This window comes from Candidatus Curtissbacteria bacterium, from assembly GCA_024654445.1.
Classification (GTDB): domain Bacteria; phylum Patescibacteriota; class Microgenomatia; order Curtissbacterales; family GWA2-41-24; genus JANLHP01.
In genome coordinates this window covers 1-24,577 of sequence record JANLHP010000023.1, presented here as the reverse complement: position 1 = coordinate 24,577, position 24,577 = coordinate 1, and the positions used below count along the sequence as shown (strand labels likewise).

Here is a 24,577-nt window from a genome sequence, read left to right as displayed (position 1 = left end):
CCGCCTATGGAACGATTATGTTTGAGGGAGTACCGAAGCCCATCGCCTGTGCTTTTTTGGAAAGGTTGGCGAGCGAAGATTCTTTTGCAATTTCGGCTCTCAATGTAACATTTTGAGCTTCGAGCTCGGATATCTTTCTGTTTACTTCTGAAAGTCTTTTGCCGTCAGTTGCCAAGTTGTTTGCAAAAATGAGCTGAGCAAACACAAGCACAGCTAATAGACAGGCGGAAACGACAACTAATTTAACCTTGACTCTACCTATGAGGCTAAAGTTGTTGTTTTTTTCTTGCGTTATTATTTTGTAATCAGATACGGGCAGCATAATCTGAAAATTTCTAATTTCTGAATAAGCAGAGCTTTTCTTTGAATAAGCAGAGCTTGTTTTTCTCGACAAGCTCGAAAAATAATTTTTTAATTACTAATTCTTTAATTGGTCATTGATTAGGTCAATTAGAATAATTAGACCAATTTTAATTTTCTTTATATCTTTTCTCCGGCTCGGAGTTTGGCGCTTCTTGAGCGCGGATTTTCTTCTATTTCTTCGTCTTGGGGGCCGATTGGGTTTTTTGTCAAGATTTTAAATTGTTTTTCTTGCTTGAAGAATCGTTTGACTATTGCATCTTCAAGCGAGTGAAAACTAATAACTACCAATCGGCCTCCCGGTCTAATTAGATCTGGCGTCTGCGGTAAAGCTTGTTCTAAATTTAAAAGTTCGCTATTTACTACTATTCTTAACGCCTGAAACGTTCGTGTTGCCTTATGAATTTTTTCTCTTCTTACACCTCTAGGTATCGCTCTTTTTACAATCTCAGCCAGTTCTGTCGTCGTTTCAATTGGTCCTACTTGACGGGCGCTGCAAATAGCATTAGCAATTGACCGACTAAACTTTTCCTGACCATACGTCTTAAAGATTTCACTCAGTCTCCTTTCATCAAAATTATTAATAATGTCAGATGCTCTAACAGTTAAATTTGGGTCCATCCTCATGTCTAAGGGGCCTTCTTTTGTAAAGCTAAACCCCCGTTGTGCGTTATCCAGCTGGTTGCTGGATACTCCCAGATCGAAAAGTATTCCGTCTATTTGGTCAAACCCTGATCTTTTTGCAATTTCGCCAATGTCCGCAAAATTGCCTCTTTCAATCGTTAACGCTGGTATTTGCTTTGATCTTGCAAACTCAAGTGAATCCGGATCTCGGTCTATTCCTAGAACTTCCGCTCCTCTTTTAGTTAACTCCTGTGCGTGTCCTGCTCCGCCTAAGGTCGCGTCGATAAACCTAGTACCAGCTTTTGGGTTTAAAAAATCTATTACTTCTTGTAAAAGTACAGGCTTGTGATAAACTTCCGAGGCCTGATAAGGCCTCGGCCTTGTCATTTCAAGTTTACATAAGCAAGCAGACCTTTTCGTTTTTCGACGTGTCTGCGAACGAATCAAAATCACTTTACCTTTTGGAGCCTCCTTATCTCTCCTCCCCAGCTTTCTTCTTCCCAGATTTCGAAATGATCTCCGGCTCCAACTATTACTGGCTTTTGGATCTTTGCATAGTCCAGTAAATCGCTAGGAATGACAAGGCGGCCCTGATAGTCAAGTCTGATATGCTTGGCTGAGGAGAAAAAGAAACGACGAACATCCCGAGCGCTTCGTTCTGTAATGGGGTCTCCAAGCCTTTTTTCAGACTCTTTTTCCCAAGTTTTGATATCGAAGCCGAAAATGCATTTTTCGAAGCCGAAAGATAGAATAACTTCACTTGTCGCAAGATAGTCACGTATTTTTTTCGGTAAAGCGATCCTTCGAGTTAAATTGTTGAATGAAGGTCTATAGCTGCCCAGAAACATTTCCTTACACCTTTCCCCACTTTTTGCAGGGTCCTCCCGGGCAGCACTGTTGCTATCAGGAGATTAAAAATGGTGATTCACCAATAATCACCATCTATAACCATTTTTCACCATATTGAGCCTTCCTGTCAACCCCCTAAAATGGAGGCAAACTAGCCACGGTGATGTGAGTAAAAGAAATTATGGGGCTACCTGGAAAAAGATTATGGAGAGGAAAATAATAACAGAGATAATAACGCTGACAACAACGAAGATTAGGTTAAAAAACGGCGAATTATTGGGCATCTTGGGCAGCAAGTGTCTTTTCTATTTAGCGCTTAATTCGAACGAATCTGGTCCGAAAACATTAAACGCTGGCGATCTTAGTCCTAAGACATTTCGGCCAGTTTTAAGGCTTACTTCGTCGAAAATGGTTATTACTTCTTCGTGTGGGTAATCGTGCAGCTCAAGTTGATTACAGGTTGTACGCCTGATTTCTTCTATTTGGGCGAGATGCTCTTGAGAGGCTGAAAAAGTGGAGTTGGCATGATGACTGTCGATTATATATGAAGCTAAAACAAATCTAAATAATGCCCGACCTTCTTCTGAGAGTTCTTGCTCTCCATTTGCTAAGGCAGTGATGAACCGTTTAGAAGTTAAAGGTCTAACTTCTGTTGCCACTTCGGAAGTCATCTAACTTCAGCATAGACTTTACTGTTTGATCAAGTCAACAAGCAAATTGTCAGGTTTTTGTCTTACTGAAGCCGCCTTAAAAGTTCTTCTTTGAGATTTTCTACTTTTATTCTTTCCTGTTTTGCAGTATCGCGATCTCTGATGGTTACCATGTTATCCTCAAGAGTTTGGAAATCTACGGTGATTGCGTATGGTGTGCCGATTTCGTCTTGAGAAAAGTAGCGTTTGCCAATGTTTCCCCTATCGTCCCAGGCAATAGGGAGTAATGAGTTGTGAGTTTTGAGTTCTGAGTAGATTTCCCTAGCTTTTTTAACAAGATCGGGCTTGTTTGCAAGGAGAGGAAAAACGGCTGCTTTATAAGGCGCGAGCTTGGGGTTTAGTTTTAGATACACTCGCTCACCGTCTTTGGTGTATGCATCTATTAGAAGGAAGAGGGTCGCGCGGTCTACTCCTCCGGAAGTTTCTATAATCCATGGCAAATATCGTTCATTTTTCTCCTGGTCGAAGTATTCCATGCTAACGCCAGAATGCTTTTGGTGCTGAGAAAGATCCCAGTCTCCTCTATTGTGTATACCTTCGAACTCCTTCCAACCAAAAGGGGAATCATATTCAATATCCCAGGCGTCTTTCGCGTAATGAGCTCGCTCATCTTCTGCGTGTTGACGAAATCTCAATTTTTCTTTGCTGATCCCGAGGTCTTGATACCATTTCATTCGTTCTTCTTTCCAATAGTTATACCATTTTTCTGATTCTTCGGGTTTGACGTAAAATTGAAGCTCCATTTGTTCGAACTCGCGGGACCGGAAAATGAAATTACCAGGTGTGATTTCATTTCTAAAAGCCTTACCAATTTGGGCGATACCGAAGGGAATTTGCGTACGGGTAGAGTCAAGAACGTTCTTAAAGTTGACGTGGACCCCTTGTGTGATCTCTCCTCGGAGATAAACTTTTGATTTTTCGCCTTCGACAACCCCCAGCTTGGCTTCGACTAGAAGATTAAATTGCTTTGGCTCCGTCCACTCGACTTTCTTGTCTTTATGGCTTGCTTCGTGGGCTTTTATCTCGTCTTCCTGGTCCTGACGAAACCTCTCATGGCAAACTTTGCATTCAACAAGCGGATCGGCAAAAGCTTTGACGTGACCAGATGCTTCCCAGGCTTTTGGATTCATCAGAATCGCAGCGTCGAGTCCGACTACATCCGTTCGGTCGTAAACCATACTTTGCCAAAAATTCCTTTTAATATTATTTTTAAGCTCGACCCCAAGCGGGCCGTAATCCCAGGTACCGGCCAGGCCGCCATAAATTTCAGAGCCGGGATAAACGAACCCTCGGCGCTTTGCGAGGGAAACAATTTTTTCCATTAAATTTGATTCAGATTTCTCGGCCATGGGAATATTGTACTATTTTGGAGAGACAACGACGAAAGTCGCGAATTTACCTGTAGTTGCGCTTAAGGCTCCACTCGAATACTCGCTATTTGCGTCACTCCAGGTAGTGTTTTGATGGTCGTAAATGTACAACTTTGGACTCTCACCCTCTGCCTTAATTGTGACGTTTACAGGTTTTGCGAATTCGGGAGCAACAGAAAATGTACCATAAACCGGAGTTCTCACATCGCTTGCTTCAAACCCCTGGGGGTTAGGCGGAACGCCTACAGTGTCTGCAACGATTAGCCAGTACGCTTTAACTAGTTTGGGAATCTCGATAGTGAAGTTTCCAGTCCTGTCTTTGGTAGTTCCTGCTGTCGCTCCAACTTGATATAAATCCCAAGTTGTTTCCGAGCGATACTCTGTTTCATCTTTGAATAGATGCAGCGTGAGCTTTCCGTCTGCAACTCCTGTATCTGGACTTCTTGTTCCCCGTGAGGCAGTCCCCAACAGAAGAGATTTTTTATATTTTGCGTCTTTAGTGTTGATGTTGACGTCGGTTGCGCCCCTCGTCAATTTTTCGCCCCTAATTGTTGGGTTATCTGCAAGATAAGTTAGCTCGTACTCCATATTGTCGAAGTAAGACATATTTTCGATTGAAATTATTATTTCCGCGCCGTCTGAAGTCGGAGTAAGCGTAACGAAGGGCTTTTGGTCGGCTTTCAGCTCTGTTATTTCCTTCACTTCACCTTCACTGTCGTCTGCTTTGAGCTTTTTGGCGCCCTTGTTGAAAATAAATAAGAAGTAAACCGCGACCATAATTAAGAATATGCTTACTCCTGCAATGATGTAGGTCCGCCTGGATGCATTCATGATTTAGTCTCGTTTTTCAACTTATAGATATTTTGCTGTTTTAAGTTTGGTTTGAGTGAGGTTTTCAATTATGCTATCAAGAAACGACATAAGTTTCAAATGTGAATCTGCGGAAAGATTTACGTGATCTCTTATAGTTTTTAGGTTCTCGCTTTCGAGTATCGCAATAACGTCTTTTGTTTTTGATTCGCCGAGTGATTTGGTAGAGAAGAATCCAAGGCTTGAGAGAATTTTGATCTTGAAAACGCTTGATATTAAATTAAAATCTTCTTTGTCTTGAATTTCTTTTAAAAAGGCCAGCAGGAGGAAATAAACGCGCTGATTTCTCTGTGCTTCTGGTGTTAGGCTTTCGACTATTTCCAAGAGGTGATAGATTCTGTTTGCTTTATCTTCCGTAAAGTCGGCAATTCCAAAAGATTGTTTCAGTTCGACTTCTGTTAAAAGATCCAGGTTTCTGCCACGAGCTACAAATACTTTGCACCAATTGCCAAGTTCCAAGTGTCCTGCTTTTCTAGATCTGGGTCTGCGGACGCCTTTTGCAATCGCTGTAATTTTGCCAAAATCTCTAGTATAAAAGGTGACTATTCTGTCTGCTTCTGCGAAATTTCGGCGCCTAAGCACTATTGCTTCTGTGCGCTGGTACATATAACTATTGTATCAAGTATCAAGCGTCATGTATCAAGGATCAAGACGGAAGAGGTTTACGGTAACGATGCTCGAGACGTTTAACGTAAAACGTAACTAGCTTCCTAAACCGATTAACTATGTCCGCGTTACAGAACGAAGTCGAAGTTGCTAAAGGCATGTCATTCTGGAGCGAAGCGATACGAGAACGTATTTCTCTTTGAGAAAGAAGGGAGCTTGTTTCTCGCAAGCTCGAAATAGAATCTCAAACAGATCCTATTCGAAGAAAAGCTTTGCTTATCGATCGTTTCACTCCCTCCAGGATGACACTTATCGAGGTTCGAGATTGATTTCGGCGTTTTTTTCGTCGATGCAAACTTTGAAATAATCGAAGAAGCCTTGCCTGCCTAAAATGCCTGCAGTTTGACCATCCATTACTCTGTCCTTAATAAAACCGGCAATTATTGGGAAGCTTTCTCCGCCTACGTCAATTTCTATGTCTTCAAAGTAATACGTGTTAGCGGAACCTCCCAAGCCACCTGTTTTAATGCGTCTTCCCTTTTTAATGTTTACTTCTAAAAATTCGGCGATTTCTGGACCGAAGATGCTGTAGTCGGCGCCAGAATCGACAAGAAAGATAAACGTTTTTTCTTTGTCTTCGTTTTTTATTTTTGCCTCTATCCAGGGAAGTAAGTCGGGACCTAATTTATAGTAAGGGAACTTCATACAGCCATAGGGCGGTATTTTTTGAAAGCGCGCATGAAGATTGCATTTTTAAAACCTTCAGCTTCGGCTCTTCGGGAAGCCGATTTAAGTGTTCTGCCGTAGCCGACTACTTTTTTGTAATCCGGGGAAAGTGCAACCCAGCCGCTTGTGTGTCCTTTTAGAACTTTAGTTAAATCTATTGGTTTCATGCCTATATTTGAGCTTTAGCGAAAAAACAAGCGCTCTTTAGGCCCGCAGTCACGTTCAGTTACATGAATGTGACGAGGACCGCAAGCTTTCTTATATTTTATCACCTGGGTAAAGCTAATCTTGAGAAGAAAGATACTCTAAGGTTCCCTTTTCGTAATTTTCTTGAGAGGTTACAACTCGAAACGGCAATTTCATGTCTCGGACGTGTTTTTTGTCGTCCTCTTTACCTACAAAAACAAGTGTTACAGCTTTCCCCTGATTGTGAACTTCTTGGGCCATAGGAATGTCGCTTCTACTGTCGCCAAGAGTAATAAACATTTGTGGGTTAATCCCTCTTTCCTGAACCCAAGAAAGTACGCGTCTTGCGGCAAAATCTTTACCCACGTGTTTGTTTTGGATATCGGTTGCAATCGTTGTGGTGTCGACTTCAAGGTCGTCCGAGAGCCCATATTTTTGAACTAATTCTTCTAACCTCCCATTTAGCTTTCCCTGTTGCTTGTGATAATCCTCAAGGCTTACGCCGTCTTTCATTTCGGTTGAAATCATGGTTCTTTTAGTGCTGTCGAAAAACATAAGTTCTGAGAACTCGCTTTCCATTAGAGCTCTAACATCGTCTTGAAGTTCTTGTGGTACCGTAATGCTTACGTCGACTGTTTCATTTTCTTGGCCGTTTTCATCGTATGTTATCCATACTCCACCTTTCTCACCGACTGCTAGAAAATTTTGCAGGCCCCCTACGTTTACTTTTCCCCTGAGAGGCGTTATCACTCTTTCTTTCATAAAGTCCAAAGAGCGACCGGTAACAAGAGCGACAGGTTCACCATCTTGCAGTCGTTTTGCTATTTCATCAATAATTTGCGGTTCGGTGACTATTTTTTGCTCCGGATTGGTTATCACGCCATCAACATCAAATAGCCACGCTCGTTCTGGATTCATTCCTTTGTTAGTGTTTGACGACGAGCTCTTTGTCCGTGTCGAGGGGGAAGGCTTTTTGCTTTTTGCCGAAAGCGTCGACTTCGTAGGTGTGGCCTTCGATACCGGGCTGCTTTTGGATAAGGAGTTTGTAATCGCCATCCGGCTTGATAGGAACTGTATACTCGAGTTCGATTTTGGCGGTTCCTTCTGGCCTTAGCGTAAAGAAGCCCTCAAACACTGTTTTGCCGAGGTCTTCCGACGCGGTCAGCGCAACCTCTGTTCCGGAAGAGCTTACAAGAGTTGATCCTTTTGGCACATAGATTCTGATCCAATCACGGTAGATACCCGCCAAACAAAGCCCGCCTTTTCTCTCCAAATTACAGTTATCCATTCTTCTTGGATACCTATACTCGATAGTCACTTTTTTAGTGATGTTGTCATCTTTGCCTTTTTCTACTTTCTGTTTAACTTTTTCTTCGATATAAAGATTGGATTTTGCTCCGCCAAGATTGGATTCGTTAATGTGCAAGTAATCGCCGTCGTATTCGTGAAGCCTGCCCGCAAAATTAACTCTTTCTACTGCCTTCTGAGTTTCGGGGGTTTCGAACTCTAACAAAAGGTGTTTTTGCCTGAGCGAATCCACTGTTGTTTCAAGAAGTTTCGGCCATGTGGATTTTGGAGCGTTAAATGCCTTGTCCATCATTTGCTTCATTAAAACTCCAATAATGTCTTTTCTGGAACCACGTTCGTACGAAACAGGCTGGTCCGCGTATTTTTCGAGTTCGTGAATTATCTGAGCACACTGGCAATCGGGGTCAATTTCGGTCGTGAACGTTGTGCCGTACGCGTCTATTGGTCCCAAAACATTCATCATTTCTACGACGAAGTGAGTATCAAGCGCGATTATGCCGTCAATTTCTTTGGGGTCCGAAGTTGAATCGTAGAGCGTTTTAAATTCATTCATTGAAAGCTTGTAATCTGGTGAAAGATTTGAATCACGAAGATTGAGCGTGTTGACGTTTAAGTATTGCTGTATCGGCGCCGGCGCGGGTATTCTTTTGAGCAGCGTGTTGTCGAGTTTGTATATGTCGTCGGAAGCTTCTGATTCGATTAAGCCTTTGTTTACCCTAAAGACGGCGTATGCTGTTATGAACCCTCCTGTAGGCCTCAACTCCTTGTCGTTTTGGAAAAGAACGAGATACTTTCTTTCCGCGTCCTGGCCCATTATCTGGGGTAGAACTTCGAGAAGCGGTTTGGTGTCGACAATTAGTGATTCGAGCTGGTCGACTGTAGTTCTTGCTAGGGCTACTTTTTCCCCTGGTCTGCCAGGAAGGAAGTTTGGATAGCGCCAGGGTTCGATTTTGTCGACGTCTTTTCTTGCCTTTTGCAAATCTTCACCTACTTGGTCGAGCTGAGGGGAAACAAGCGATAGTGTTTCGACCGCGCTTGCGAGTCTCTCTTGAGCTGTTCCCCCAAGGAAGGTTCCTTCGCCCTTTAATCCCAACACGTCGGCGTATGGGGTGATCGCGTCTGTCAAAGTAATAGCAGCGTCCATACCGTGAACTGCGGCATTTACGCCTCTTTGAGCGTCAGCCACATACCATCCGACTAACGGAATTACTCTTAGTGGCGTAAATACTATCAAAAACTTTTGTGTGGTTTGAAACTGGCTTTTAGCGTCTTTTAAATAGGCTTTGCTGGCATCGAGATCCTGAAGCTGCAATGCGCTAACTGCTTGTCTGGCGGTTTTCGCGGCACGTCTTGCAGAAATTGCTGTCAAAATCGCAAAAATTCCTAGTATTACGACGACCAGGAGAATAATTATAGTTAGTCTTCTTCTCATACTTCTTTTGAATTTTTAATCAATTCTTTCAAAATATCGTTAGATATTTTCTTATCAAATTTAATTTTTAAAACATTTAGATTTCATTAGAAATTTCGAATTAATCTTGCGAAGTTTTGCTTCGCAAAAGTAAATTGAAAATTATCATATAGCGCCTTTTCCGGTAATCATCGAAATGGGAGTTTTTATAATGATCCAAATATCGTACGCTATGGACTTTCTTTTAATATATTCGGCGTCCATTTTTACCCGTTTGTCAAAGTTAATAAAAGAACGTCCCTCGACCTGCCAAGGACCAGAGGCGCCGGGCCTTCTCTCTAGGATTATTTTAACGTATTTGACGGTTTCGGGGTATACCCTTTGTTGGTGTTCAAGCTCGTCCTCTTGATAAGCTCTTGGTCCAACGAGCGACATATCGCCCTTTAAAACGTTTATAAGTTGCGGGAGCTCATCAAAGGAAAATCTTCTTAAAAATTTACCGATAGGTGTAATCCTTGGGTCGTTTTTGAGTTTGTAGCTGTTTCTTTGATACTCTTTCATAAGTTTGGGGTTAGATCTTAAGTACTTTTCAGCATGAACTAATTTGCCGTCAATCTCGTACATTTTCATGCTTCTGAATTTCAACATGCCGAAGGGTTTGCCATCTCGTCCGACTCTTGTCGGTGTGTAGAATATAGGGCCTTTAGAATTGAGCTTAATTAGTATCACAACAAGAATAATTATGGGAGAAAAAATGATCAGCGCGACTGAACTGCCAAAAATATCAAGGGCACGTTTGAGTGTATTGTATAGCATATTGGAAAATTTTTAATTTTTAATTTTTAATCAAATGCCAATTTTTTAATTTTTGAATTGGGTCATTAGTTAGAAATTAGGTCAATTAGAAATCAGGTTAATTTTAGAGATACTTGTCTTTTTTCGCTTCTTTCAATTTTTCTACTACTTTTTTGATGTCCGAGATTCTGTCCTTTGCGCAAACTAAAAGAGCATCTTGGGTGTCGACTACAATAACTTCGTTTAAGCCAATTGTTGCAACTATCTTGTCTGGAGCTGTCGAATAAATTAGAGAATCATGGCTATCAACGTCTATTACTTCACCTTTAATAACGTTATCCTGAGGAAGATCAGAAAGTTCATCTTTTAGAATATTCCAGGCACCGATATCCGACCAGCCAATGTCGGCTGAAAGCACAACGATTTCTTTAGGGTCGAGCTTTTCGAGGATCGCATAATCTACGGAATCTTTTTCGAGATCGGGGTAAACTTTTCTGATAACTTCTTCTTGTTTATCTGTTCCCCAAGCTTCTTGGATCTCTTTTAAGCCAGCGTAGACCTTTGGTGTATGAGTCTTGTAGAGGGCGAGCATTTGCTGCGAATGCCAAACTTTGTAGCCGGCGTGCCAAAGAAATTCCCAAGAGCTTGCGTATTTTTTAGCTGTTTTAAGGTCGGGCTTTTCGATTTGCTTAACGTATTCGAATATCGCAATGCCATTAATTTTTTTGAGCATCTTGCCAACTTGAATGTAGCCGACATGGGTGTTGGGATAAGTGGGCTTTACGTCAACAGAGACGATTTTGCCTGTTTCTTTAGCGTAGTCGTGGGCGACTTTTAGAGCTTTTATGAATTCGTCGCCGTTTTTAACAAGATGGTCGGCTGCCCAAAGAGAAGCTACGATCGGGTTGTCGAACTTTTTGTCGAGAACCGCGGCCGCGTAACCAACGGCAGCGAGAGTGTCTCGCATTTCGGGTTCAATAATTACGTTTTCGAGGGGAAGATCGGGTTCTTGCTGCATTACGAGGCCGACATACTGCCTGCCTGTTATAACAAAGACGTCTTTTATGGGGAAGCCTTTTTTGATCCTGGTCATCGCTTGCTGAAACATCGATGTTTCTCCTACAAGTGGTTGGAATTGCTTTGGTTTTTCCTTGCGGCTAGCTGGCCACATTCTGGTTCCCGAACCGCCGCAAAAAAGGACTATTTTAAGCTCGTTACTGTCTTGTTGAGGCATAAACTGATTCTACCTGTTTTTTGATTTTAGAAACAAAAACTTCTCTTGAAAAGCGAAGGGAGTTTTTGCGAATCTTAGGTCTTGTCCATTTTACCTTAGAATGAGCAAGAATTGCATCTTGGAGTGAGTCTCTGGTCTGTTTTTCGAAAAATACGCCGCTTTCCTTATCTATTATGATTTCGGCTTGACCTCCGTGTTTGTAGGCAATTACTGGCGTGCCGCAGGCTTGGGCTTCGACCGCCGAGATTCCAAAATCTTCTTTTTGGGTCATAATGAGAGCTTGCGCATTCTGGTAAAGCTCTCTTAACCTTTTCCTGTTAACTCTGCCGATAAATTCGATTTTTGGGTTGCCTCCGGCTAGTTTTTTTAGCCTCTTTTCGTCTGGACCCGTGCCTACTATTATTAAATTCGCATTCAGCGTAAGGGCTGCTTTTATCGCAATGTCGACCCTTTTCCACTTAACAAGCCTTGCGACTATTAAGTAATAATCTTTGCTTTTGAGCTCCCAGTTGTGCACTTTTGGCAATTTGAAATAATCTAGGTCGGCAAAAGGGTAAATGACTTCTGATTCGTGCCCGTATATTCTTTTAATATTGTGTTGCACGTTATGGGAATTTGCAATGTAAAAGTCCACTCTACTGCTTGCTGCTTTGTCCCATTTTTTGAGTTGGTTTGTAACTGGTGTCGCAAGAAACATTAACCATTCGGGCAAATATTGATTCGTGGCTTTTTTATCCCAGAGAAACCTTGGAGTACTGTTTATGTAACAAACGTGGACTGTGTTGGGTCCAGTTACGATTCCTTTGGCGAAACGCGTAGTTGAAGAGATTACAATGTCGTATTTTGAAAAGTTGAAGCTTTCGAAGGCAAACGGGAAAAGTGGCAAAAAACCTTTGTAAAGTTTGATCGCGAAGGGGATTTTTTGCAAGAAAGACGTTTTAACGCGTTTTTTTTCTATTGATTTGGGGATTTTTTTCCAGTTAACCAGAGATGTGTAGATAGGCGCTTCCGGCCAGATTATGGCGATTGTCGCGAAAAGGCTTTCCGCCCCACCTTTTTGGATGAAGTCATCGTGTACTAACGCTACTTTGGGTTGTTTGGATAGCATAATTTAGTTAAATATGGTTGCAAAAGTGACCATTCTAGTCAATTTATTATATGTTATCGGGCAGAAAAAGGGGCAGAATAGCGAAAAAATCACAAATCGATAGATTTTTGGTCAGATTCTTCGATTTTTACCGCTATCGTGGTATGAGTGAGAAGACAATCCAGCGAAATTGGTACAATTTGCGGCATTTCCCGGATTTTATAGACTGCAAGCATATAAACAAAGACACTGTTCGCGACTATATCCTCCATTGCAAAAACATTGACTCGAAGTCTACAAACGGACTTGGGGAACCTAAAGGGCTTGCTACGGCTTCTGTGAACTCCATAATCTCTTCAATGAAGCAGTTTTTGAAGTGGCTATGGCTTGAGGAAGGGTTTTTAGACGACGACATTTCGCACTGCATAAAGTCTATGAGATTACCGGCTTTTTTCCCTGATTTGCTAACAATTGCGGAAATCAGAACAATTATCGACTGCCCAAGAGAGTATGACAGATGGCACAATTACCTAGACAGGCGTTATTACGACTTTTTCTTTGAACTTGTCGCCTGCACGGGTATGAGACGGTCAGAAACCGTTTATTTAAACGCCGGAGACCTAGATTTTGAAGAAATGGTAATAAGAATTAGAGAGGCAAAATTTAATAAGCCGAGAATCATCCCAATGCCAGTTGAACTAGGAATTAGATTGCAAGAGTGGCTAGAAAACCGCAATGCAAAACCGGAAGAGCCTCTTTTTAAGTCCTTTCATAAAGACGGTAGAAGGATCGAGGCTCACACTTTTATCAATGAGATGAAGACTAGAGCAAAGATTCTTGGCATTAAAAAGCGAGTCCACTTGCACTTGCTTCGCCATTGTTTCATTACAGAGTTGATAAAGGCTGAAGCCCCGGCACTAAAAGTTGCTAGAATAGTAGGCCACGCAAGCCTGAATACAACTCTTAAATATACGCACCTTGTTGTTGATGATTTAAAAAATGTTATTGAATCCCACCCGTTAAACTTAAAACCTGTGCAAATAGACAAAGAGCCAGCACAAAAGACCCTTCATCTTCGAGAGTCTTAATAATAAATATCCCCCATCTTAACTGCATTGTCCTTTTTTTCCTTTTCGGACATATGCTTTTGCCTTTCCGTCTCTTCCTGTAAAAGGTCGATAAATTCGGTGAAGTTTTTAATTTCCTCCTCTGCTAGTTTTTGTTTTTTAGACATTATGACTACTAAACCAGGCAACTTCGCCTAATCTATACTTTGCTCCAATCATAATCTAATAATATTCTGCTTTTAGATGGAGAATATCTAAATATACGCGAATATTTATTAGCAAAAAAAGATCTCGGAAACCTTTTTTTCCGAAAAGGATTTAATGTAAAACTTACACCAATAGCGGTCTTGTCGAGATCAAATCCTTTTTTGGTTAGTCTATTCTCCAATTTCTGCGCTTTTTCTAAATAAAGATTTGTGTGTGCTTCATCAGACACGCCACCGATCTCTTTAATAATTTTGGGCATCATTTTGTCAAATCCACTCCGAATTACATCTGGTTTAATAGTTTCTATATAGCCTATTGCAGTAATAGTAGTGTTTTGCTTACGATTCCCTTTTTGGTCAATCATTTTTCCTTGCTTACCGAAAAAATTAAATGTTTTGCCCACAGGCTTCTTACCAGGAACGCGGACTGGAAAAGAGATAGATAGGTCTCCAAGCATCGAAGCAAGGGTCAAAATTGGAGGCTTAGGAGGGGCTGTAAGGTCTTTAATTATTAAAAGACAGGGATAATTTCTAACAACCTTGAACTGCTCCCTTACTTCGTGTATTTTCTTTCTTTCACTAGTGTTGGGATGGCCGCTTCGGGACAAGAAATTCGTTTTCTTTAAGATTTCCTTTTCACCCTTTGTATGATCAATTTCCTTTATCTCGGCGATGGCAACAATTCTCTTTTTTGAAATGTCCGAATAAATTGTGAAGTCCGGGTTTTTGCCCTCCCAATCACGTTCGTATTCCCAATATAAACCCAAATTGTCGAGATAAGTCGCAAATTGTTGCTCTGAATACTTTTTGAATTTTGTCATCAATTTAACGCAAAGGATGAGAATAACGCTTGGTGAATTTCTGCTAGTTTCGGATTCGAAGTTATTTGTGGGCTAGGAAATAATTCGCTGAATTTATACGGAAAGTAGCCATAAACACCGTTCCAAATTTTAGAACGAAGCGGGTCTTCACTCCTAAGAGCCCCCTGCCCTCTATAAAGTAAATCTTCCTGAAAGGAAACCGGGTCGGTTGGAGAAATGATATACAACTTGAGGTTATTTTTCTCGCAGGCTTCTGCTAGGAGCGAATTTATGTGGTCGTCTCGAAAGCCGTATCCAATTATTACCAACCTTTTATCACCGGTAGAAATTGCTTCCTTAAACAGGTCGAAATACCACTTCAGAAGAGGGATTTTGGTTATGGTGGTCATTTTATTGATTCCAATAACCTTGCTATCACTCCCATCCTGACTTATCCAATTGAGAGAGCCGTGTAATTTAATGTACCGACGACTAGAGTTTTCTGCTTCTGTTTTGTATTTATCAATTTCGTCAGCCGTAGGTAAAACCTTGTCTGTTGAATCTAGGTCATTAAGATCTAAACTGCCCCAATTGCCCTTATATCTTATGCTTAGCGGCCCAAAAGTATTCCATCCAAATCTTTTCTCCATCGCAAGGTCTTGATTTAGGGTGAAACAAGTACCTCCGTCCGATTCTATAAATTGACCTAAAAACTTAGTTGCATCTGCGTGATGTATGGGAAGGTTGTCCCATCCTGTTTGAATTACAGCGTCCATAGCGAGATAAGCCTCATTTACCACTTCCTTAAAAATTTCCGTCTCGTGAGAAGGTAGGTTACTTCTTTCGTCAAAAACTTCTGAATAAATAGCCTCAAAGTCAAATTTGTTGCGGAGACTTCTCTTTAGACTGCCGGCATTATTTAATTTGGAATTGTTAAAAATCCAAGACCACATCTCTCTACCTAAGAATCCGCCGAAGTTTGCAGAATAACCGGCACCCGTTAGTAATAATGTATCTGCGAATTTCATATTGTAAAAAAACTGACCGGGAAGGAGTCTCATCCCTTACACCTCAATAACAGAAGCGATTGGAGCAAGTTCCTTGATACGATAGGCGGATCTCGCCGCACCCTGCTTAGAGTCGTAACCCTCGCCAGTAGCGACAATCTCACCGTTCGCAGCAACAAGCCGCCAACGATAATATCCTGCCCTATCTCGGAAGACTTCAAATCTTACCATCATCAACACCTCCCTTCATTTTTATAGTGGGAAACCGCCTAGATCTCCCCGCCCGATTCTTCAAGAAAAAAATCGGGAGGAGGATCTAGGCTAAGTTAGCCCAAAAATTTGGGAGGGGCGTTTTATCCCGGCCAGTTTTTAATGTGCAAAAACAAAAAACCCACAAATCGTGGGCATCGACTTTATTTTACTATAATTTGTGTTGAGTCTATAATTACCAGCAATATGGCCGTGTTTTTTGTGATACTCCTAATGCTTACGCCTATTGCTCTAGTAGTGGGCTTAATAAAGCCGCATTTATTTTTAAGACTTACCGCCGGAAGCAATAGCCCTAGAAAAAGACTCTCTATATTCTTTGGTGTTTTAGCGATTATTCTTTTCGTATTGATAGGTTTAACCGGTGAATCGCCTAACAAGGTTGCGTCTGATGCAGAAACCCAAAATGAAGAATCGCCAGTTGCTTCCCCCGCCCAAAACGAACTGGTTGAAGAAAAGTATAAAGTTACAAAAGTAGTTGACGGAGACACAATTCAAGTTGAGGGTGGTAAAACGATCAGATACATAGGCATAGATACGCCGGAGACCTCTGATCCAAGCAAGCCTGTCGAGTGCTACTCGAAGGAAGCGACCCAAAAGAATAGAGAATTAGTAGAAGGTAAGGAAATAAGGGTAGAAAAGGATGTTTCAGAAACTGACCAGTATCAAAGGCTTTTGCGTTACGTATTTGTTGGGGATGTTTTTGTAAACGAAGTTCTAGTTAAAGATGGCTTTGCCAAGGCAACTGCATATCCTCCTGACACTAAAAAGCAGGACGTATTTTCAAAGGCTCAAGAGGACGCTAAAAGCAATAAATCGGGCTTATGGGGAAAATGTTCAACTGCAAGCCCATCACCCGCCACCGGCACTTCAAAAGTTTCACCTAGTCCCAAGCCAACGGCAACTCAAAAGCAACCAACTACTGGAACATCAACTTATACAGGTGGCGATAAAGACTGCGGGGATTTTTCAACACACGCGGAAGCGCAGTCTTTCTTTGTCGCGCAAGGTGGCCCTTCAAGCGATCCTCACAAGTTAGACCAAGATCACGACGGCGTGGCTTGTGAAACACTACCCTGAATGAAATGTTTCAGAAAATCCGGATCATTTTTCAGATCGGCTTTGATCCACGAATCCTTAGCCCCGTGCTTTTCTAACTCTGCAATTTCGGAATCGAATAAGTAGTCGTCCAGCCATATGAACTCCGAATTAAAATCTATCCCTTCCGTTTTTAACCTGTCGAAGGTTGTTGGCTTCACAGTTTTGAGTAGTTCAATTATCTCCTGGTCTAGTAACCTTGAGAGGTAGTTTAAGGTATATTCTGCATCACCTTTGCAGTGGGTGGTAAGAAAATATACATCATACTTGGGAAGCACTCTCTCGAGGAACTCTTTTAAATGGTTTGCCGGTGATAAGTCTTTGTTAAGAATTACTCCATCAATGTCTAAATAGAGTTTTTTCATTTTAAACAGGCTTATTATCGTGTTTCTTGATCCAATCTTTTCTTTCATTTGGGGTTTTAGCAAGCCAACTATCAATTGCTAAATCGGCTAGAACAGTTAAAGTGCCTACCATTTCCACCACCTGCTCGTCGGAGTATTTACTTGCTTCTTTTCCCATCATTTTTCTGGCTTCCGGAACGGATATTGTCATTTCTTGCTTAACTCCTTTGCTTTCTTTTTGCTTTCGTAATCTATCTTAGCAAGCAAACCAAAATAACTTACCAGTTTATTGCCAAAACTGTCCGCATCCGCATAAGTCATATCAGCACCATACTCCTCTTTCATTATATTTTGCAGTTCTTCTATCAGTTTTCGGGAAACCATATTATTTTGTCTTAGTATTTAGTTGTCTCCACTTGAATTTCAGGTAATGCTCTATAAATTCAGTTAAGTTTTTTGCAATTTCTTCAACTTCCGAATCCGGTAGTTTTCTTTTGTACCTAGGTTCAAAATGTTTGCGAACGTCTTGTTTAAGGTCTTCCGTAAGCCAAGTGTTGTCCATCTTTTATCAGTTTATTTTTAAATTGGCTAAAACCTTACTTTCTAAAAATCTAAAGGTAGCCCAAACAATAAGGTTTTTGTGTTTGTTTGAGACTGATACTTCATTATTGCCTTTATAGATTTGGGTCTTCCCTCTGTTTAAAATAACAACGTCGACCGCATCCAAATCTTTTGTTAAAAAACGATACATTTTGACAACGACTTGCACGACCATATGTAAAATTTTTGTTTCAGATATTTGCCTAAAATCTGACAGTTCTTTAACAAATTGCTCAAAATTTGTTTGACTACTCATAAAACATTTTTCTTCTTTTTCTTTCCGCTAAAATTCCTCCAAGAATTATTCCAAGCCCTAGAGAGCCAACTACGAAACCAAACTTGATGTTATTTGCGATGTATTCTCCTCGTGAAATTATCCGGGTGTCATAGCCGGTATTACAGTTCCTAATTTTTTCTCCAAAGCGACCAAAGTTATCAGTTTCACATTGTGGGTCTTCACCTATACTCGCTTCTTCAACACAAGAGCCAGTTGTAAGGCAAGTAAAGTCCTGAAGTAGAAAAATTGCGGATACCAGGAGTCCTCCAACAAGTACACCTTTCAAAAACTCAAAATAGATGTGTGTTTTTTTATCAAAATGTGGTTGTAACTTCTCACTTAACATTTCAAAATCTATACTACCAGTAAGTCGACTGGCAGTAAAGATTTTAAGAAACTGTAAGCATAGTGCAAGTATCGGCAGTTTCTAAAAAAATAGGTAAAAGAATCAGGCAGATCCGGGAGGATAAAAGTGTCACGCAAGAAGATCTTGCCGGAGAGGCCGGCCTCAATAGGGCTTACGTAGGGTACATAGAGCGAGGGGAACGAAACCCATCAACGGATACTTTGGAAAAAATTTCTAAAGTGCTTAAAGTCCCTCTAAAAGATCTCTTTAAATAGCCTTAATAAGTTGACTTAAGACAGAACTGCCTCTGATAATTAGGTGAGCGAAAAAATAAACAGTACCCCCACAACAACTAAGTAGTATGAGATCCACACAGATTAAACAACTTAATAATAAAGTTGATAAGTTGGTGGGCACTAATCAAACACCTTTTAAGCCAGTACCTTTTTATGTCAAAGAAAGTGGCAAGTTCTATTTAGAAGAAGACGGTAACAGAATTGAAGTGGCAGAGCCAAAAGGCATTGACCAGCCAGGCTTTTCAGCAATAATATTTTGCGTACCGGAACCTAAAATTGAAACTGAATAATGAAATGTCAAAAGTTACTCGGTGATAACCGAAAATGCAGAGCCTTTGCGCAAAAAGGCAAGGATTATTGCTTCCGTCACGATCCAGATCAAGCCGACAATGCCCTATTTGCTTCTCAAAAGGGTGGGGAGAACAGGAGTCTTAGAGGTATATACGGCAAGAATGTAAAAATAGAATCACCGGAGGATGTAAAAGTCTTTTTAGGAAAGGTGATAAACGGTGTATGGGCAGGAGGCGTACCCGTTCAAGTTGGTAGTTCGATGGGATTTTTAAGCAGGTGTTGGCTAGATGCTTATGACGCCTCCGATGTTACCAAGAGGATTGATGGAATAGAGGAAAAAATTTCTAAGTTCAACTCATCTCGCCAATAGCAAAAACTATTTTTATTTAGGAAGATTTACAAAAATTTGACTTGAGACAATTTCAGCCCTTAACATAATAATTAGATAACCTAGCAACTCCAAACCCTTTCAATAGGACGGTAACTTGCCTAGACAATCAGAACTTTTTGTTCTGGCCTAGACAAATTACCGTCCTTTTTTTAAAGGCAAAAATCGGGGACAAATAAAAACTCTCGTTTTGGCTGTCCCCGAGGCGAGGGTTTTTATTATGAAGTTAAAAACAGAAATAATACAAAGATTTTTAAATGCCAAAAGACGTATTAGGTTGTCCCCTCTCACTATTAGCAGGCACGCTGATAATCTACGATACTACCGCAGTTGGTTGAGACGGAAAAGAATAACGAGAAAAAATAACGATAGGTTTATCGATTATTATCAAAAAGGCCGTATGCCTGCCACAGTAAACTCCGCGATTGCCACATTAAAGTGTTTTTTTAGATACCTTTTTGACGAAGGACTTATTAAAGAAGAGTTGTTCTTGTACTTGAAATCAATGAAGGATGAACCTTTCTCGCCTATTCTTCTCTCTGTCAGTCAGATAAATGCAATCGTGGACTGCCCAAGAGTTTGGAGCAAGTATCACAGTTATATCGATAGAAGGGAGTATGATTTTTTCTTCGAGTTCCTTGGTAGATGCGGACTTAGGCGCATAGAAGCGTTGCGATTGAGGGTTCAGGATGTGAATTTTGAGAATAATACTTTTAGGGTCTTGGGTAAAGGGAGAAAAATCAGAACACTGTGGATTCCAAAAATAATGAGAGGAAGGCTAAGAAGTTGGCTTGATGAACGAAACGCTAAGCCTTATGACTTTGTTTTTGCTACGAAGGAAGGCGCTATGGCTTCCCCTCAAAAATATAGAGATGAACTTAAAAAAAGATTGGCTCTTTTGGGATATGACAAAAGTATCCACTTACACACGTTTAGGCATAGTTTCATTACAGAAAGCCACAAAGCAAATATAGATACTATGAAAATAATGAAGGCTGTGGGTCATACAAGTTTTAAAACCCATAACAGATATACACACTTGGTCGGGGAAGACTTAAAAGACGTTTTTGATGAAAACCCGATCAATAAAATTTTCCCGGATGCAGATGAAATAACAGACGAACCTTTAGGCATACCCTACTTTCTCAATCCGAAAGAAAAACAGGTGAATTGAAAATCTTGCTGTTTTTCTTGATAATTCTCTCTTGATGGCTTCTACTACTAAAAAAGCGTTGGTTGAGAGGGTGGGAAATGCTTTGTCTTTTTCTGCTTTTCCAAATATAGTTCCCCCTTTGCTTTCTTTCCTGGCCGGTAATCCTAATTGGGAATCAATTTTATTGAGTGCCGTAGGCTTGTACGGTGTTTATTTAGCGGCAAATCAGGATGAACTCAACGATATAACCAAGTTCATAAATGAACATCCGGACGAGTTTTCTGAAGAAATTGTAAAAACGGATGGCTTCAAGAAAGCCTTTTTGGTTTTTCTTGATGGTTATCTGAAAGAGCGACTAAAAACAAAGAAGGAATTTCTGCAAAAAGTAATACTTGGCTATACTCAAAGTGAAGAGAAAGATAAATATGAACTGGAAAGATTGCAAGATTGTTTCTCGAGAATAAGCCTGGATTCTTTGGAGTTTTTGGTTTTTTGGAAAAAGGAGATGCTTCCTAAGATTGAGGGTGAAATTACTGAAAGGGTTACGGAAAATACACAAGTTCACCCTGATAGGAGTAAAGACTGGTGGCACGAACACCTTCTATTGCAGGAGTCCTTTTGGAGTCCTTTGGAAAAGTGGCTCTATGATAATTACAAGCCAGACACGCCCAAAGTGAAAGAGGAGTACGGTATTCCTAACCAAGAGGGTTGGCCTTCAGAGCCTCTTAAACGGGCGCAAACACGGGAGATCCACGAGAGAGCGAAAGTAACTGAAAGACTTGCCGAATTGACTTCGTTAGGTATCCTGAACATTAAGGTGAACACTGCAACAATAGGCGGAGGTTCAGGAAAAGATTTTAGTTTAACCTTATTCGGACTGAATTTTATTGAATTTTTGGATTAAATAGCGCTTACCTATTGACAAAAAACGTGCATCTGCTAGTATGTGATTGTCCTATCCTCACAGCCTAAATAAAAATACTTCTATATTGAAGTCATCATGTATTAAAGCTATTCTGGGTTGAGAAGAAGACATTACTTGAGAAGTTTGAGAAAATCTTCCAGGGTTAAATTCGCCTCTTTAATGATCCCTGAAAGTAGACCCTTTTTAAGGGTTTTGCTATGAATTGGAATAGAAACTATTCTTTTGGTATCGGGGTGCCACAAAATAAGATGGCTACCTGTTTGTCTCGCTTCTACAAAACCACCTCTTTTGAGTGCCTTAACAACTTTGTTAGGCATAACAATTGGGAGTTTAGGCATTTAAACACTGGGTTGAAAGACTTCGACTTTGGAGATGATTACCTCTTCAGATTCTTTGGGAATTTCTTGTCCCTTTTCTTTAAGAACAGTTAGGTATCCGGAAATTGCGTCCTTGATCATCTTTGTTGTTTCCTCAAAAGATTCGCCTTGACTTAAACAACCAGGCAAAGCAGGCACGGACGCTACATAACCACCTTCTTCTGCCGGTTCAAAAACAACAGTATATTTCAATACTTTTTTGACTTTTTGATTTTTCATCAGGTGAATTATACTACTTTTTAGATGTTAAAATGTAACCTATGCATAGCTTATCCATTAAATATTTGAAATGGGCGCAAAGAGCAGGCGGTGGAGGTTGGAACAAGCACGTGAGTCCTTGGTTGAGAAGAAAAGCAAATAAAAGAATACGAAGGTTAATGAAAAGTACGTTTGATCATTAACCTATACACGAAGAGCAGTTTTGTAATTGATGAATGACGTCGTGGACCAACGCAATTCGGATGGGGGAATTATATCAGGATACTTTAGAGGAAGATTCGAGGCTGGAGATTCTTTCCTCGTGGTCTTTTAGCTGGACTGAATGAGCTTTTACGAACTCCCAAATGTCTTTGAGGATTTTACGGTCTTGTTCTATATTCACCAGAGACGCTCTCATTGACTCGGTAGAAGTCTCTACTACCTCGTTTACGATGCTTCTAATTTTCTTTTCATCGTCGTCAGTTAACATGGACATTTATTATTCTATAAAGTGAGCTAAGGAATCAAGTAGTTTGTTAAAAACCTCTGTGTCCTTGGTTCATTAGTTCAAACTATATCATCAGATCGCTTCGCCCCTCTGATATATCAGGTTCGTCGAAGACGAAGGCTGATATTGAACTTTAGGCTGGATTTCAGAATTCATCACAAATTGCGCATATGCCGTAATTTGTGATGTTATATAGACTTTTTTAGCCACGAAAACATCACATGTTGTGATATGTCATAAAGTGTGATGTTTTTGAAGACGAGGATCTATAATTTTTCGAGGGCTTTTTGTTTTTCGGGAGGGTTAATTTTGCTTAAAGATCTTTAAATTCTTCTTCAGATAATCCCATTTGATTAATAATGCTTTTAAGGGTTCCCTGTTTGATTTCATGGTGATGAGGAATAACGCAAGTTTTACGCTTGGTCTCGTTCCACCAAATTTCATGCGTTCCGCCCGTATTTCGACGAAAAACGAAGCCAGCTTTGCGAGCTTTTTTGATTACTTCTCAATATGATAGTGCTTCATGCTGCCACTATAACAGGCAGAATTAAGGAGTTGCTGACTCTTTTATTTTTCTGAGGTTTTAGAGGGATTGAAAGCTCTTCTTCTTTATAAAGTTCGATAAGGGATTGAGCAACAGCCGTAATTTCTAAAATGGCTTCTTCAATGGTGTCCCCTTGAGCAAAGCAGTCAGCCCACTTTGGGCATGTAACAACATACCCGCCGTCTTTTTGCGCGTTGATTTTAACGGGTAGCTCGTATTCAGAAACTTGTTCGGAACGTTTCAGCATAACCATATTATACTATCTGTGACTATGTCTGAACATCTCTAACTATCTATGACCATTTATGAAAAAAGGGTTAGAAATTTAGTCTTTCGAGGGCTTTTTGTTTTTTGGATTTGGCAAGCTTAGATCGCTCCACAGCCTTCCTTATTATATCTAGACCCTTCGCGGAGTTTATCTCGAGACTCTTCGCTGCGCTCAGAGTGACAGCCGAGAGGCTCAGAATGACACAAGTAGGCTTTGTCATTCTCGACTAGATCGAGAATCTAGATCCTCGCTTTCGCGAGGATGACGGGGGAGAATAAAATGAGAAGGAGAGGTGGGTATATCAACGGCTTAAAATTAGTGTTATATTTTTAGTATGGCCGCAAAAGTAAAGCCTCGACGTCGTACGGCTAAAAAACGAGAATCTCAAGTAATTCATTCTGTTCCTAGGAACAGAAAAAGTATTGGTTCCGTAATACTAGTTTTCCTGATTGTCGTTGCCGCGCTTGCTTTTGCTCAAAAGAATTTGGGGACAAAAGATAGTGGAAATGAGCAAGTAAGTAAAAGTTCTCCTTCTGCCGAGATTGAGAAGTTGAAGGAGGTATACGAGGCCGAAAAGGGAATTTCTATGAAGAACGTTGTGCCAAGGTATTCAGTATTTCAGGACGACACTTTGGGGTTTAAGATTGCTTATCCGGTTGGATTCGTAGCCACAACAACTGGATCAGGAGTTAAACTGGTTCCTTCTTCGGGAAAAGGACACATAATCCTGACTGTTTCCGGCGGACAAGCCAGTTATGACGTCAATACGAGCGGCCTGAGCACAAAAGAAGCAGGAGTTTTAGGTGTTGCTAGCGATTTTGTTAAAAGCACGTATCAGGCAGTCGGACCCGCAAATACTTCCGGCCTTCCACAAAGATTTTCCCAAGGGAACGAAGATTTACAAAAGTATTGAGCTAATTTTTTCTTCTTCGAACTTTAGTGAGAAGTTACCGCCAAAATTATATAGTCTTTAAGGTAAGTTCTCGCTATGCTCGAACAATAAGAGTGAGAGAGAAAGACTTTTAGTTAGGGACGTTTAGAATTCTTGTGTACTGATCGACTGGGCCTGATTTCATCTTCGTGTTAACCGTCAGCTTTACGTTTTTTGGATTGGGTTCGTAAGTACAGACATTTCTGGAACACGCTCCGAATATCAAAGCTCTTCTGATGTATGGTACGCCGTTGTAGTGTTTGACGGTTTCGTTGCCAGGAATAAAGCTTCCCTCTACTCCACCTTTTTTGCCTGGACCCGAGTGGTCATATGTAAAGTTGAAGTAGACGTATTGAATATTGCTGAAAGCTTTACTTTCGAAGTCTACAAATGCCCACCTGCGCCCACCCTCGACATATGGAATTACGTTTACTCCTTCACCGGATTGTGTCCAGATTGTTTGTGTTCGTGGAGTTTGAGCGTTTGCTGGGAGAACGACGAATAAGAAGATCGCGAGAAATGTGGCAAAGATGGCAGAAACTCTTTTCAA

38 protein-coding genes are annotated in these 24,577 nt (G+C 40.8%); 8 read left to right on the top strand and 30 right to left on the bottom strand.

All coding sequences use genetic code 11. The annotated features are described in order from the left end of the window. Positions 1–4: 4 nt before the first annotated feature. The 14 genes from NUV69_04645 to NUV69_04580 form a co-directional block, all read right to left on the bottom strand. Positions 5–322: a hypothetical protein gene (locus NUV69_04645; GenBank protein ID MCR4324945.1), complete on the bottom strand. Its 318-nt coding sequence runs from the start codon at positions 320–322 to the stop codon at positions 5–7. A 158-nt stretch (positions 323–480) separates the two neighbouring features. Then, positions 481–1,371, bottom strand: coding sequence for a 16S rRNA (cytosine(1402)-N(4))-methyltransferase RsmH (gene rsmH, locus NUV69_04640; GenBank protein ID MCR4324944.1), 891 nt, complete (start codon positions 1,369–1,371; stop codon positions 481–483). 62 nt (positions 1,372–1,433) lie between these two features. Further along, positions 1,434–1,832: a cell division/cell wall cluster transcriptional repressor MraZ gene (locus NUV69_04635; GenBank protein MCR4324943.1), complete on the bottom strand. Its 399-nt coding sequence runs from the start codon at positions 1,830–1,832 to the stop codon at positions 1,434–1,436. A 306-nt stretch (positions 1,833–2,138) separates the two neighbouring features. Continuing rightward, positions 2,139–2,504 (bottom strand): hypothetical protein, encoded by a 366-nt coding sequence (locus NUV69_04630; protein ID MCR4324942.1) that lies wholly within the window; start codon positions 2,502–2,504, stop codon positions 2,139–2,141. Positions 2,505–2,566: 62 nt separating this feature from the next. Further along, entirely contained in the window at positions 2,567–3,892 is a 1,326-nt protein-coding gene (locus NUV69_04625) for a glycine--tRNA ligase (GenBank protein ID MCR4324941.1), read from the bottom strand. Positions 3,893–3,904: 12 nt separating this feature from the next. Then, positions 3,905–4,744, bottom strand: coding sequence for a hypothetical protein (locus NUV69_04620; protein ID MCR4324940.1), 840 nt, complete (start codon positions 4,742–4,744; stop codon positions 3,905–3,907). 21 nt (positions 4,745–4,765) lie between these two features. Continuing rightward, positions 4,766–5,389 carry a DNA repair protein RecO gene (recO, locus tag NUV69_04615; GenBank protein ID MCR4324939.1) on the bottom strand — a complete coding sequence of 208 codons (624 nt, stop codon included), beginning with the start codon at positions 5,387–5,389 and terminating at the stop codon, positions 4,766–4,768. A gap of 309 nt (positions 5,390–5,698) precedes the next feature. Further along, entirely contained in the window at positions 5,699–6,094 is a 396-nt protein-coding gene (locus NUV69_04610) for an aspartyl protease family protein (GenBank protein MCR4324938.1), read from the bottom strand. Beyond that, positions 6,091–6,282 carry a hypothetical protein gene (locus NUV69_04605; GenBank protein ID MCR4324937.1) on the bottom strand — a complete coding sequence of 64 codons (192 nt, stop codon included), beginning with the start codon at positions 6,280–6,282 and terminating at the stop codon, positions 6,091–6,093. The genes NUV69_04610 and NUV69_04605 overlap by 4 nt, the downstream gene beginning before the upstream one ends. A 115-nt stretch (positions 6,283–6,397) precedes the next feature. After that, entirely contained in the window at positions 6,398–7,219 is an 822-nt protein-coding gene (locus NUV69_04600) for an HAD-IIB family hydrolase (protein ID MCR4324936.1), read from the bottom strand. A 7-nt stretch (positions 7,220–7,226) separates the two neighbouring features. After that, on the bottom strand, positions 7,227–9,041 hold the full coding sequence (locus NUV69_04595; protein MCR4324935.1) for a DUF4012 domain-containing protein: 1,815 nt from the start codon (positions 9,039–9,041) through the stop codon (positions 7,227–7,229). A 144-nt stretch (positions 9,042–9,185) separates the two neighbouring features. After that, positions 9,186–9,836: a sugar transferase gene (locus tag NUV69_04590; GenBank protein MCR4324934.1), complete on the bottom strand. Its 651-nt coding sequence runs from the start codon at positions 9,834–9,836 to the stop codon at positions 9,186–9,188. Positions 9,837–9,939: 103 nt separating this feature from the next. Next, positions 9,940–11,049 (bottom strand): sugar phosphate nucleotidyltransferase, encoded by a 1,110-nt coding sequence (locus tag NUV69_04585; GenBank protein ID MCR4324933.1) that lies wholly within the window; start codon positions 11,047–11,049, stop codon positions 9,940–9,942. Continuing rightward, entirely contained in the window at positions 11,030–12,157 is a 1,128-nt protein-coding gene (locus tag NUV69_04580) for a glycosyltransferase (protein MCR4324932.1), read from the bottom strand. Before NUV69_04580 ends, NUV69_04585 begins: the two co-directional genes overlap by 20 nt. 50 nt (positions 12,158–12,207) lie before the next feature. Between NUV69_04580 and NUV69_04575 the strand changes: the two genes are divergently transcribed. Then, positions 12,208–13,224 carry a tyrosine-type recombinase/integrase gene (locus NUV69_04575; GenBank protein MCR4324931.1) on the top strand — a complete coding sequence of 339 codons (1,017 nt, stop codon included), beginning with the start codon at positions 12,208–12,210 and terminating at the stop codon, positions 13,222–13,224. Here the strand turns inward: NUV69_04575 and NUV69_04570 are convergent. The 4 genes from NUV69_04570 to NUV69_04555 are packed head-to-tail and all read right to left on the bottom strand — an operon-like array spanning position 13,221 to position 15,450. Further along, on the bottom strand, positions 13,221–13,370 hold the full coding sequence (locus NUV69_04570) for a hypothetical protein (GenBank protein ID MCR4324930.1): 150 nt from the start codon (positions 13,368–13,370) through the stop codon (positions 13,221–13,223). The genes NUV69_04575 and NUV69_04570 overlap by 4 nt on opposite strands. Before the next feature lie 32 nt (positions 13,371–13,402). After that, positions 13,403–14,230 carry a hypothetical protein gene (locus NUV69_04565; GenBank protein ID MCR4324929.1) on the bottom strand — a complete coding sequence of 276 codons (828 nt, stop codon included), beginning with the start codon at positions 14,228–14,230 and terminating at the stop codon, positions 13,403–13,405. Further along, entirely contained in the window at positions 14,230–15,237 is a 1,008-nt protein-coding gene (locus NUV69_04560) for an SIR2 family protein (GenBank protein MCR4324928.1), read from the bottom strand. The genes NUV69_04565 and NUV69_04560 overlap by 1 nt, the downstream gene beginning before the upstream one ends. 36 nt (positions 15,238–15,273) lie before the next feature. After that, positions 15,274–15,450, bottom strand: coding sequence for a DUF1508 domain-containing protein (locus tag NUV69_04555; protein ID MCR4324927.1), 177 nt, complete (start codon positions 15,448–15,450; stop codon positions 15,274–15,276). Positions 15,451–15,672: 222 nt separating this feature from the next. Here NUV69_04555 and NUV69_04550 point away from each other — a divergent pair, with 222 nt between their 5' ends. Next, positions 15,673–16,563, top strand: a complete 891-nt coding sequence (locus NUV69_04550) for a thermonuclease family protein (GenBank protein ID MCR4324926.1) — start codon at positions 15,673–15,675, stop codon at positions 16,561–16,563. On the opposite strand, the gene NUV69_04545 is transcribed toward NUV69_04550, so the two are convergent. Genes NUV69_04545 through NUV69_04520 form a run of 6 tightly spaced genes read right to left on the bottom strand, consistent with a single transcriptional unit; the run spans position 16,530 to position 18,148 of the window. Next, the gene (locus NUV69_04545) at positions 16,530–16,994 is read right to left on the bottom strand and encodes a hypothetical protein (GenBank protein MCR4324925.1); all 465 of its coding nucleotides are present in this window, start codon (positions 16,992–16,994) and stop codon (positions 16,530–16,532) included. The genes NUV69_04550 and NUV69_04545 overlap by 34 nt on opposite strands. After that, positions 16,948–17,136, bottom strand: coding sequence for a hypothetical protein (locus NUV69_04540; protein MCR4324924.1), 189 nt, complete (start codon positions 17,134–17,136; stop codon positions 16,948–16,950). Before NUV69_04540 ends, NUV69_04545 begins: the two co-directional genes overlap by 47 nt. Continuing rightward, the gene (locus NUV69_04535; protein MCR4324923.1) at positions 17,133–17,309 is read right to left on the bottom strand and encodes a hypothetical protein; all 177 of its coding nucleotides are present in this window, start codon (positions 17,307–17,309) and stop codon (positions 17,133–17,135) included. Before NUV69_04535 ends, NUV69_04540 begins: the two co-directional genes overlap by 4 nt. Position 17,310: 1 nt before the next feature. Next, a complete protein-coding gene (locus NUV69_04530; GenBank protein MCR4324922.1) occupies positions 17,311–17,487 on the bottom strand; it encodes a hypothetical protein in 177 nt (58 codons plus the stop codon). Positions 17,488–17,493: 6 nt separating this feature from the next. Further along, positions 17,494–17,781: a hypothetical protein gene (locus tag NUV69_04525; GenBank protein MCR4324921.1), complete on the bottom strand. Its 288-nt coding sequence runs from the start codon at positions 17,779–17,781 to the stop codon at positions 17,494–17,496. After that, on the bottom strand, positions 17,774–18,148 hold the full coding sequence (locus NUV69_04520) for a hypothetical protein (protein ID MCR4324920.1): 375 nt from the start codon (positions 18,146–18,148) through the stop codon (positions 17,774–17,776). Before NUV69_04520 ends, NUV69_04525 begins: the two co-directional genes overlap by 8 nt. A 62-nt stretch (positions 18,149–18,210) precedes the next feature. Between NUV69_04520 and NUV69_04515 the strand changes: the two genes are divergently transcribed. The 5 genes from NUV69_04515 to NUV69_04495 all read left to right on the top strand — a co-directional run bounded on the left by NUV69_04515 (position 18,211) and on the right by NUV69_04495 (position 21,180). Beyond that, positions 18,211–18,423, top strand: a complete 213-nt coding sequence (locus tag NUV69_04515; protein ID MCR4324919.1) for a helix-turn-helix domain-containing protein — start codon at positions 18,211–18,213, stop codon at positions 18,421–18,423. Between the two features lie 86 nt (positions 18,424–18,509). Then, entirely contained in the window at positions 18,510–18,734 is a 225-nt protein-coding gene (locus NUV69_04510) for a hypothetical protein (GenBank protein ID MCR4324918.1), read from the top strand. Continuing rightward, complete coding sequence (locus NUV69_04505; protein ID MCR4324917.1) at positions 18,734–19,105, top strand: hypothetical protein; 372 nt, start codon at positions 18,734–18,736, stop codon at positions 19,103–19,105. Before NUV69_04510 ends, NUV69_04505 begins: the two co-directional genes overlap by 1 nt. 238 nt (positions 19,106–19,343) lie before the next feature. Beyond that, positions 19,344–20,297 (top strand): tyrosine-type recombinase/integrase, encoded by a 954-nt coding sequence (locus NUV69_04500; GenBank protein MCR4324916.1) that lies wholly within the window; start codon positions 19,344–19,346, stop codon positions 20,295–20,297. 34 nt (positions 20,298–20,331) lie between these two features. Beyond that, positions 20,332–21,180: a hypothetical protein gene (locus NUV69_04495; protein ID MCR4324915.1), complete on the top strand. Its 849-nt coding sequence runs from the start codon at positions 20,332–20,334 to the stop codon at positions 21,178–21,180. A 131-nt stretch (positions 21,181–21,311) separates the two neighbouring features. On the opposite strand, the gene NUV69_04490 is transcribed toward NUV69_04495, so the two are convergent. From NUV69_04490 to NUV69_04470, 5 genes are all read right to left on the bottom strand, one after another. Next, positions 21,312–21,518, bottom strand: coding sequence for a type II toxin-antitoxin system HicA family toxin (locus NUV69_04490; protein MCR4324914.1), 207 nt, complete (start codon positions 21,516–21,518; stop codon positions 21,312–21,314). Between the two features lie 21 nt (positions 21,519–21,539). Next, positions 21,540–21,797 carry a type II toxin-antitoxin system HicB family antitoxin gene (locus tag NUV69_04485; GenBank protein ID MCR4324913.1) on the bottom strand — a complete coding sequence of 86 codons (258 nt, stop codon included), beginning with the start codon at positions 21,795–21,797 and terminating at the stop codon, positions 21,540–21,542. Positions 21,798–22,053: 256 nt separating this feature from the next. Beyond that, a complete protein-coding gene (locus NUV69_04480) occupies positions 22,054–22,272 on the bottom strand; it encodes a hypothetical protein (GenBank protein MCR4324912.1) in 219 nt (72 codons plus the stop codon). Between the two features lie 325 nt (positions 22,273–22,597). After that, a complete protein-coding gene (locus NUV69_04475) occupies positions 22,598–22,783 on the bottom strand; it encodes a type II toxin-antitoxin system HicA family toxin (GenBank protein MCR4324911.1) in 186 nt (61 codons plus the stop codon). A 22-nt stretch (positions 22,784–22,805) separates the two neighbouring features. Next, positions 22,806–23,075, bottom strand: coding sequence for a type II toxin-antitoxin system HicB family antitoxin (locus NUV69_04470; GenBank protein MCR4324910.1), 270 nt, complete (start codon positions 23,073–23,075; stop codon positions 22,806–22,808). A gap of 355 nt (positions 23,076–23,430) precedes the next feature. Between NUV69_04470 and NUV69_04465 the strand changes: the two genes are divergently transcribed. Then, complete coding sequence (locus NUV69_04465; GenBank protein MCR4324909.1) at positions 23,431–24,009, top strand: hypothetical protein; 579 nt, start codon at positions 23,431–23,433, stop codon at positions 24,007–24,009. Between the two features lie 109 nt (positions 24,010–24,118). Here NUV69_04465 and NUV69_04460 read toward each other — a convergent pair. Further along, on the bottom strand, positions 24,119–24,577 hold a 459-nt coding region (locus tag NUV69_04460; GenBank protein ID MCR4324908.1), incomplete at its 5' end, for a hypothetical protein.

Coding starts and splice junctions, on each gene's coding strand:
- NUV69_04645 (MCR4324945.1), bottom strand. CDS start 322: ATGCTGCCCGTATCTGATTACAAAATAATAACGCAAGAAAAAAACAAC.
- rsmH (MCR4324944.1), bottom strand. CDS start 1,371: ATGACAAGGCCGAGGCCTTATCAGGCCTCGGAAGTTTATCACAAGCCT.
- NUV69_04635 (MCR4324943.1), bottom strand. CDS start 1,832: ATGTTTCTGGGCAGCTATAGACCTTCATTCAACAATTTAACTCGAAGG.
- NUV69_04630 (MCR4324942.1), bottom strand. CDS start 2,504: ATGACTTCCGAAGTGGCAACAGAAGTTAGACCTTTAACTTCTAAACGG.
- NUV69_04625 (MCR4324941.1), bottom strand. CDS start 3,892: ATGGCCGAGAAATCTGAATCAAATTTAATGGAAAAAATTGTTTCCCTC.
- NUV69_04620 (MCR4324940.1), bottom strand. CDS start 4,744: ATGAATGCATCCAGGCGGACCTACATCATTGCAGGAGTAAGCATATTC.
- recO (MCR4324939.1), bottom strand. CDS start 5,389: ATGTACCAGCGCACAGAAGCAATAGTGCTTAGGCGCCGAAATTTCGCA.
- NUV69_04610 (MCR4324938.1), bottom strand. CDS start 6,094: ATGAAGTTCCCTTACTATAAATTAGGTCCCGACTTACTTCCCTGGATA.
- NUV69_04605 (MCR4324937.1), bottom strand. CDS start 6,282: ATGAAACCAATAGATTTAACTAAAGTTCTAAAAGGACACACAAGCGGC.
- NUV69_04600 (MCR4324936.1), bottom strand. CDS start 7,219: ATGAATCCAGAACGAGCGTGGCTATTTGATGTTGATGGCGTGATAACC.
- NUV69_04595 (MCR4324935.1), bottom strand. CDS start 9,041: ATGAGAAGAAGACTAACTATAATTATTCTCCTGGTCGTCGTAATACTA.
- NUV69_04590 (MCR4324934.1), bottom strand. CDS start 9,836: ATGCTATACAATACACTCAAACGTGCCCTTGATATTTTTGGCAGTTCA.
- NUV69_04585 (MCR4324933.1), bottom strand. CDS start 11,049: ATGCCTCAACAAGACAGTAACGAGCTTAAAATAGTCCTTTTTTGCGGC.
- NUV69_04580 (MCR4324932.1), bottom strand. CDS start 12,157: ATGCTATCCAAACAACCCAAAGTAGCGTTAGTACACGATGACTTCATC.
- NUV69_04575 (MCR4324931.1), top strand. CDS start 12,208: ATGTTATCGGGCAGAAAAAGGGGCAGAATAGCGAAAAAATCACAAATC.
- NUV69_04570 (MCR4324930.1), bottom strand. CDS start 13,370: ATGTCTAAAAAACAAAAACTAGCAGAGGAGGAAATTAAAAACTTCACC.
- NUV69_04565 (MCR4324929.1), bottom strand. CDS start 14,230: ATGACAAAATTCAAAAAGTATTCAGAGCAACAATTTGCGACTTATCTC.
- NUV69_04560 (MCR4324928.1), bottom strand. CDS start 15,237: ATGAAATTCGCAGATACATTATTACTAACGGGTGCCGGTTATTCTGCA.
- NUV69_04555 (MCR4324927.1), bottom strand. CDS start 15,450: ATGATGGTAAGATTTGAAGTCTTCCGAGATAGGGCAGGATATTATCGT.
- NUV69_04550 (MCR4324926.1), top strand. CDS start 15,673: ATGGCCGTGTTTTTTGTGATACTCCTAATGCTTACGCCTATTGCTCTA.
- NUV69_04545 (MCR4324925.1), bottom strand. CDS start 16,994: ATGAAAGAAAAGATTGGATCAAGAAACACGATAATAAGCCTGTTTAAA.
- NUV69_04540 (MCR4324924.1), bottom strand. CDS start 17,136: ATGACAATATCCGTTCCGGAAGCCAGAAAAATGATGGGAAAAGAAGCA.
- NUV69_04535 (MCR4324923.1), bottom strand. CDS start 17,309: ATGGTTTCCCGAAAACTGATAGAAGAACTGCAAAATATAATGAAAGAG.
- NUV69_04530 (MCR4324922.1), bottom strand. CDS start 17,487: ATGGACAACACTTGGCTTACGGAAGACCTTAAACAAGACGTTCGCAAA.
- NUV69_04525 (MCR4324921.1), bottom strand. CDS start 17,781: ATGAGTAGTCAAACAAATTTTGAGCAATTTGTTAAAGAACTGTCAGAT.
- NUV69_04520 (MCR4324920.1), bottom strand. CDS start 18,148: ATGTTAAGTGAGAAGTTACAACCACATTTTGATAAAAAAACACACATC.
- NUV69_04510 (MCR4324918.1), top strand. CDS start 18,510: ATGAGATCCACACAGATTAAACAACTTAATAATAAAGTTGATAAGTTG.
- NUV69_04505 (MCR4324917.1), top strand. CDS start 18,734: ATGAAATGTCAAAAGTTACTCGGTGATAACCGAAAATGCAGAGCCTTT.
- NUV69_04500 (MCR4324916.1), top strand. CDS start 19,344: ATGAAGTTAAAAACAGAAATAATACAAAGATTTTTAAATGCCAAAAGA.
- NUV69_04495 (MCR4324915.1), top strand. CDS start 20,332: ATGGCTTCTACTACTAAAAAAGCGTTGGTTGAGAGGGTGGGAAATGCT.
- NUV69_04490 (MCR4324914.1), bottom strand. CDS start 21,518: ATGCCTAACAAAGTTGTTAAGGCACTCAAAAGAGGTGGTTTTGTAGAA.
- NUV69_04485 (MCR4324913.1), bottom strand. CDS start 21,797: ATGAAAAATCAAAAAGTCAAAAAAGTATTGAAATATACTGTTGTTTTT.
- NUV69_04480 (MCR4324912.1), bottom strand. CDS start 22,272: ATGTCCATGTTAACTGACGACGATGAAAAGAAAATTAGAAGCATCGTA.
- NUV69_04470 (MCR4324910.1), bottom strand. CDS start 23,075: ATGCTGAAACGTTCCGAACAAGTTTCTGAATACGAGCTACCCGTTAAA.
- NUV69_04465 (MCR4324909.1), top strand. CDS start 23,431: ATGGCCGCAAAAGTAAAGCCTCGACGTCGTACGGCTAAAAAACGAGAA.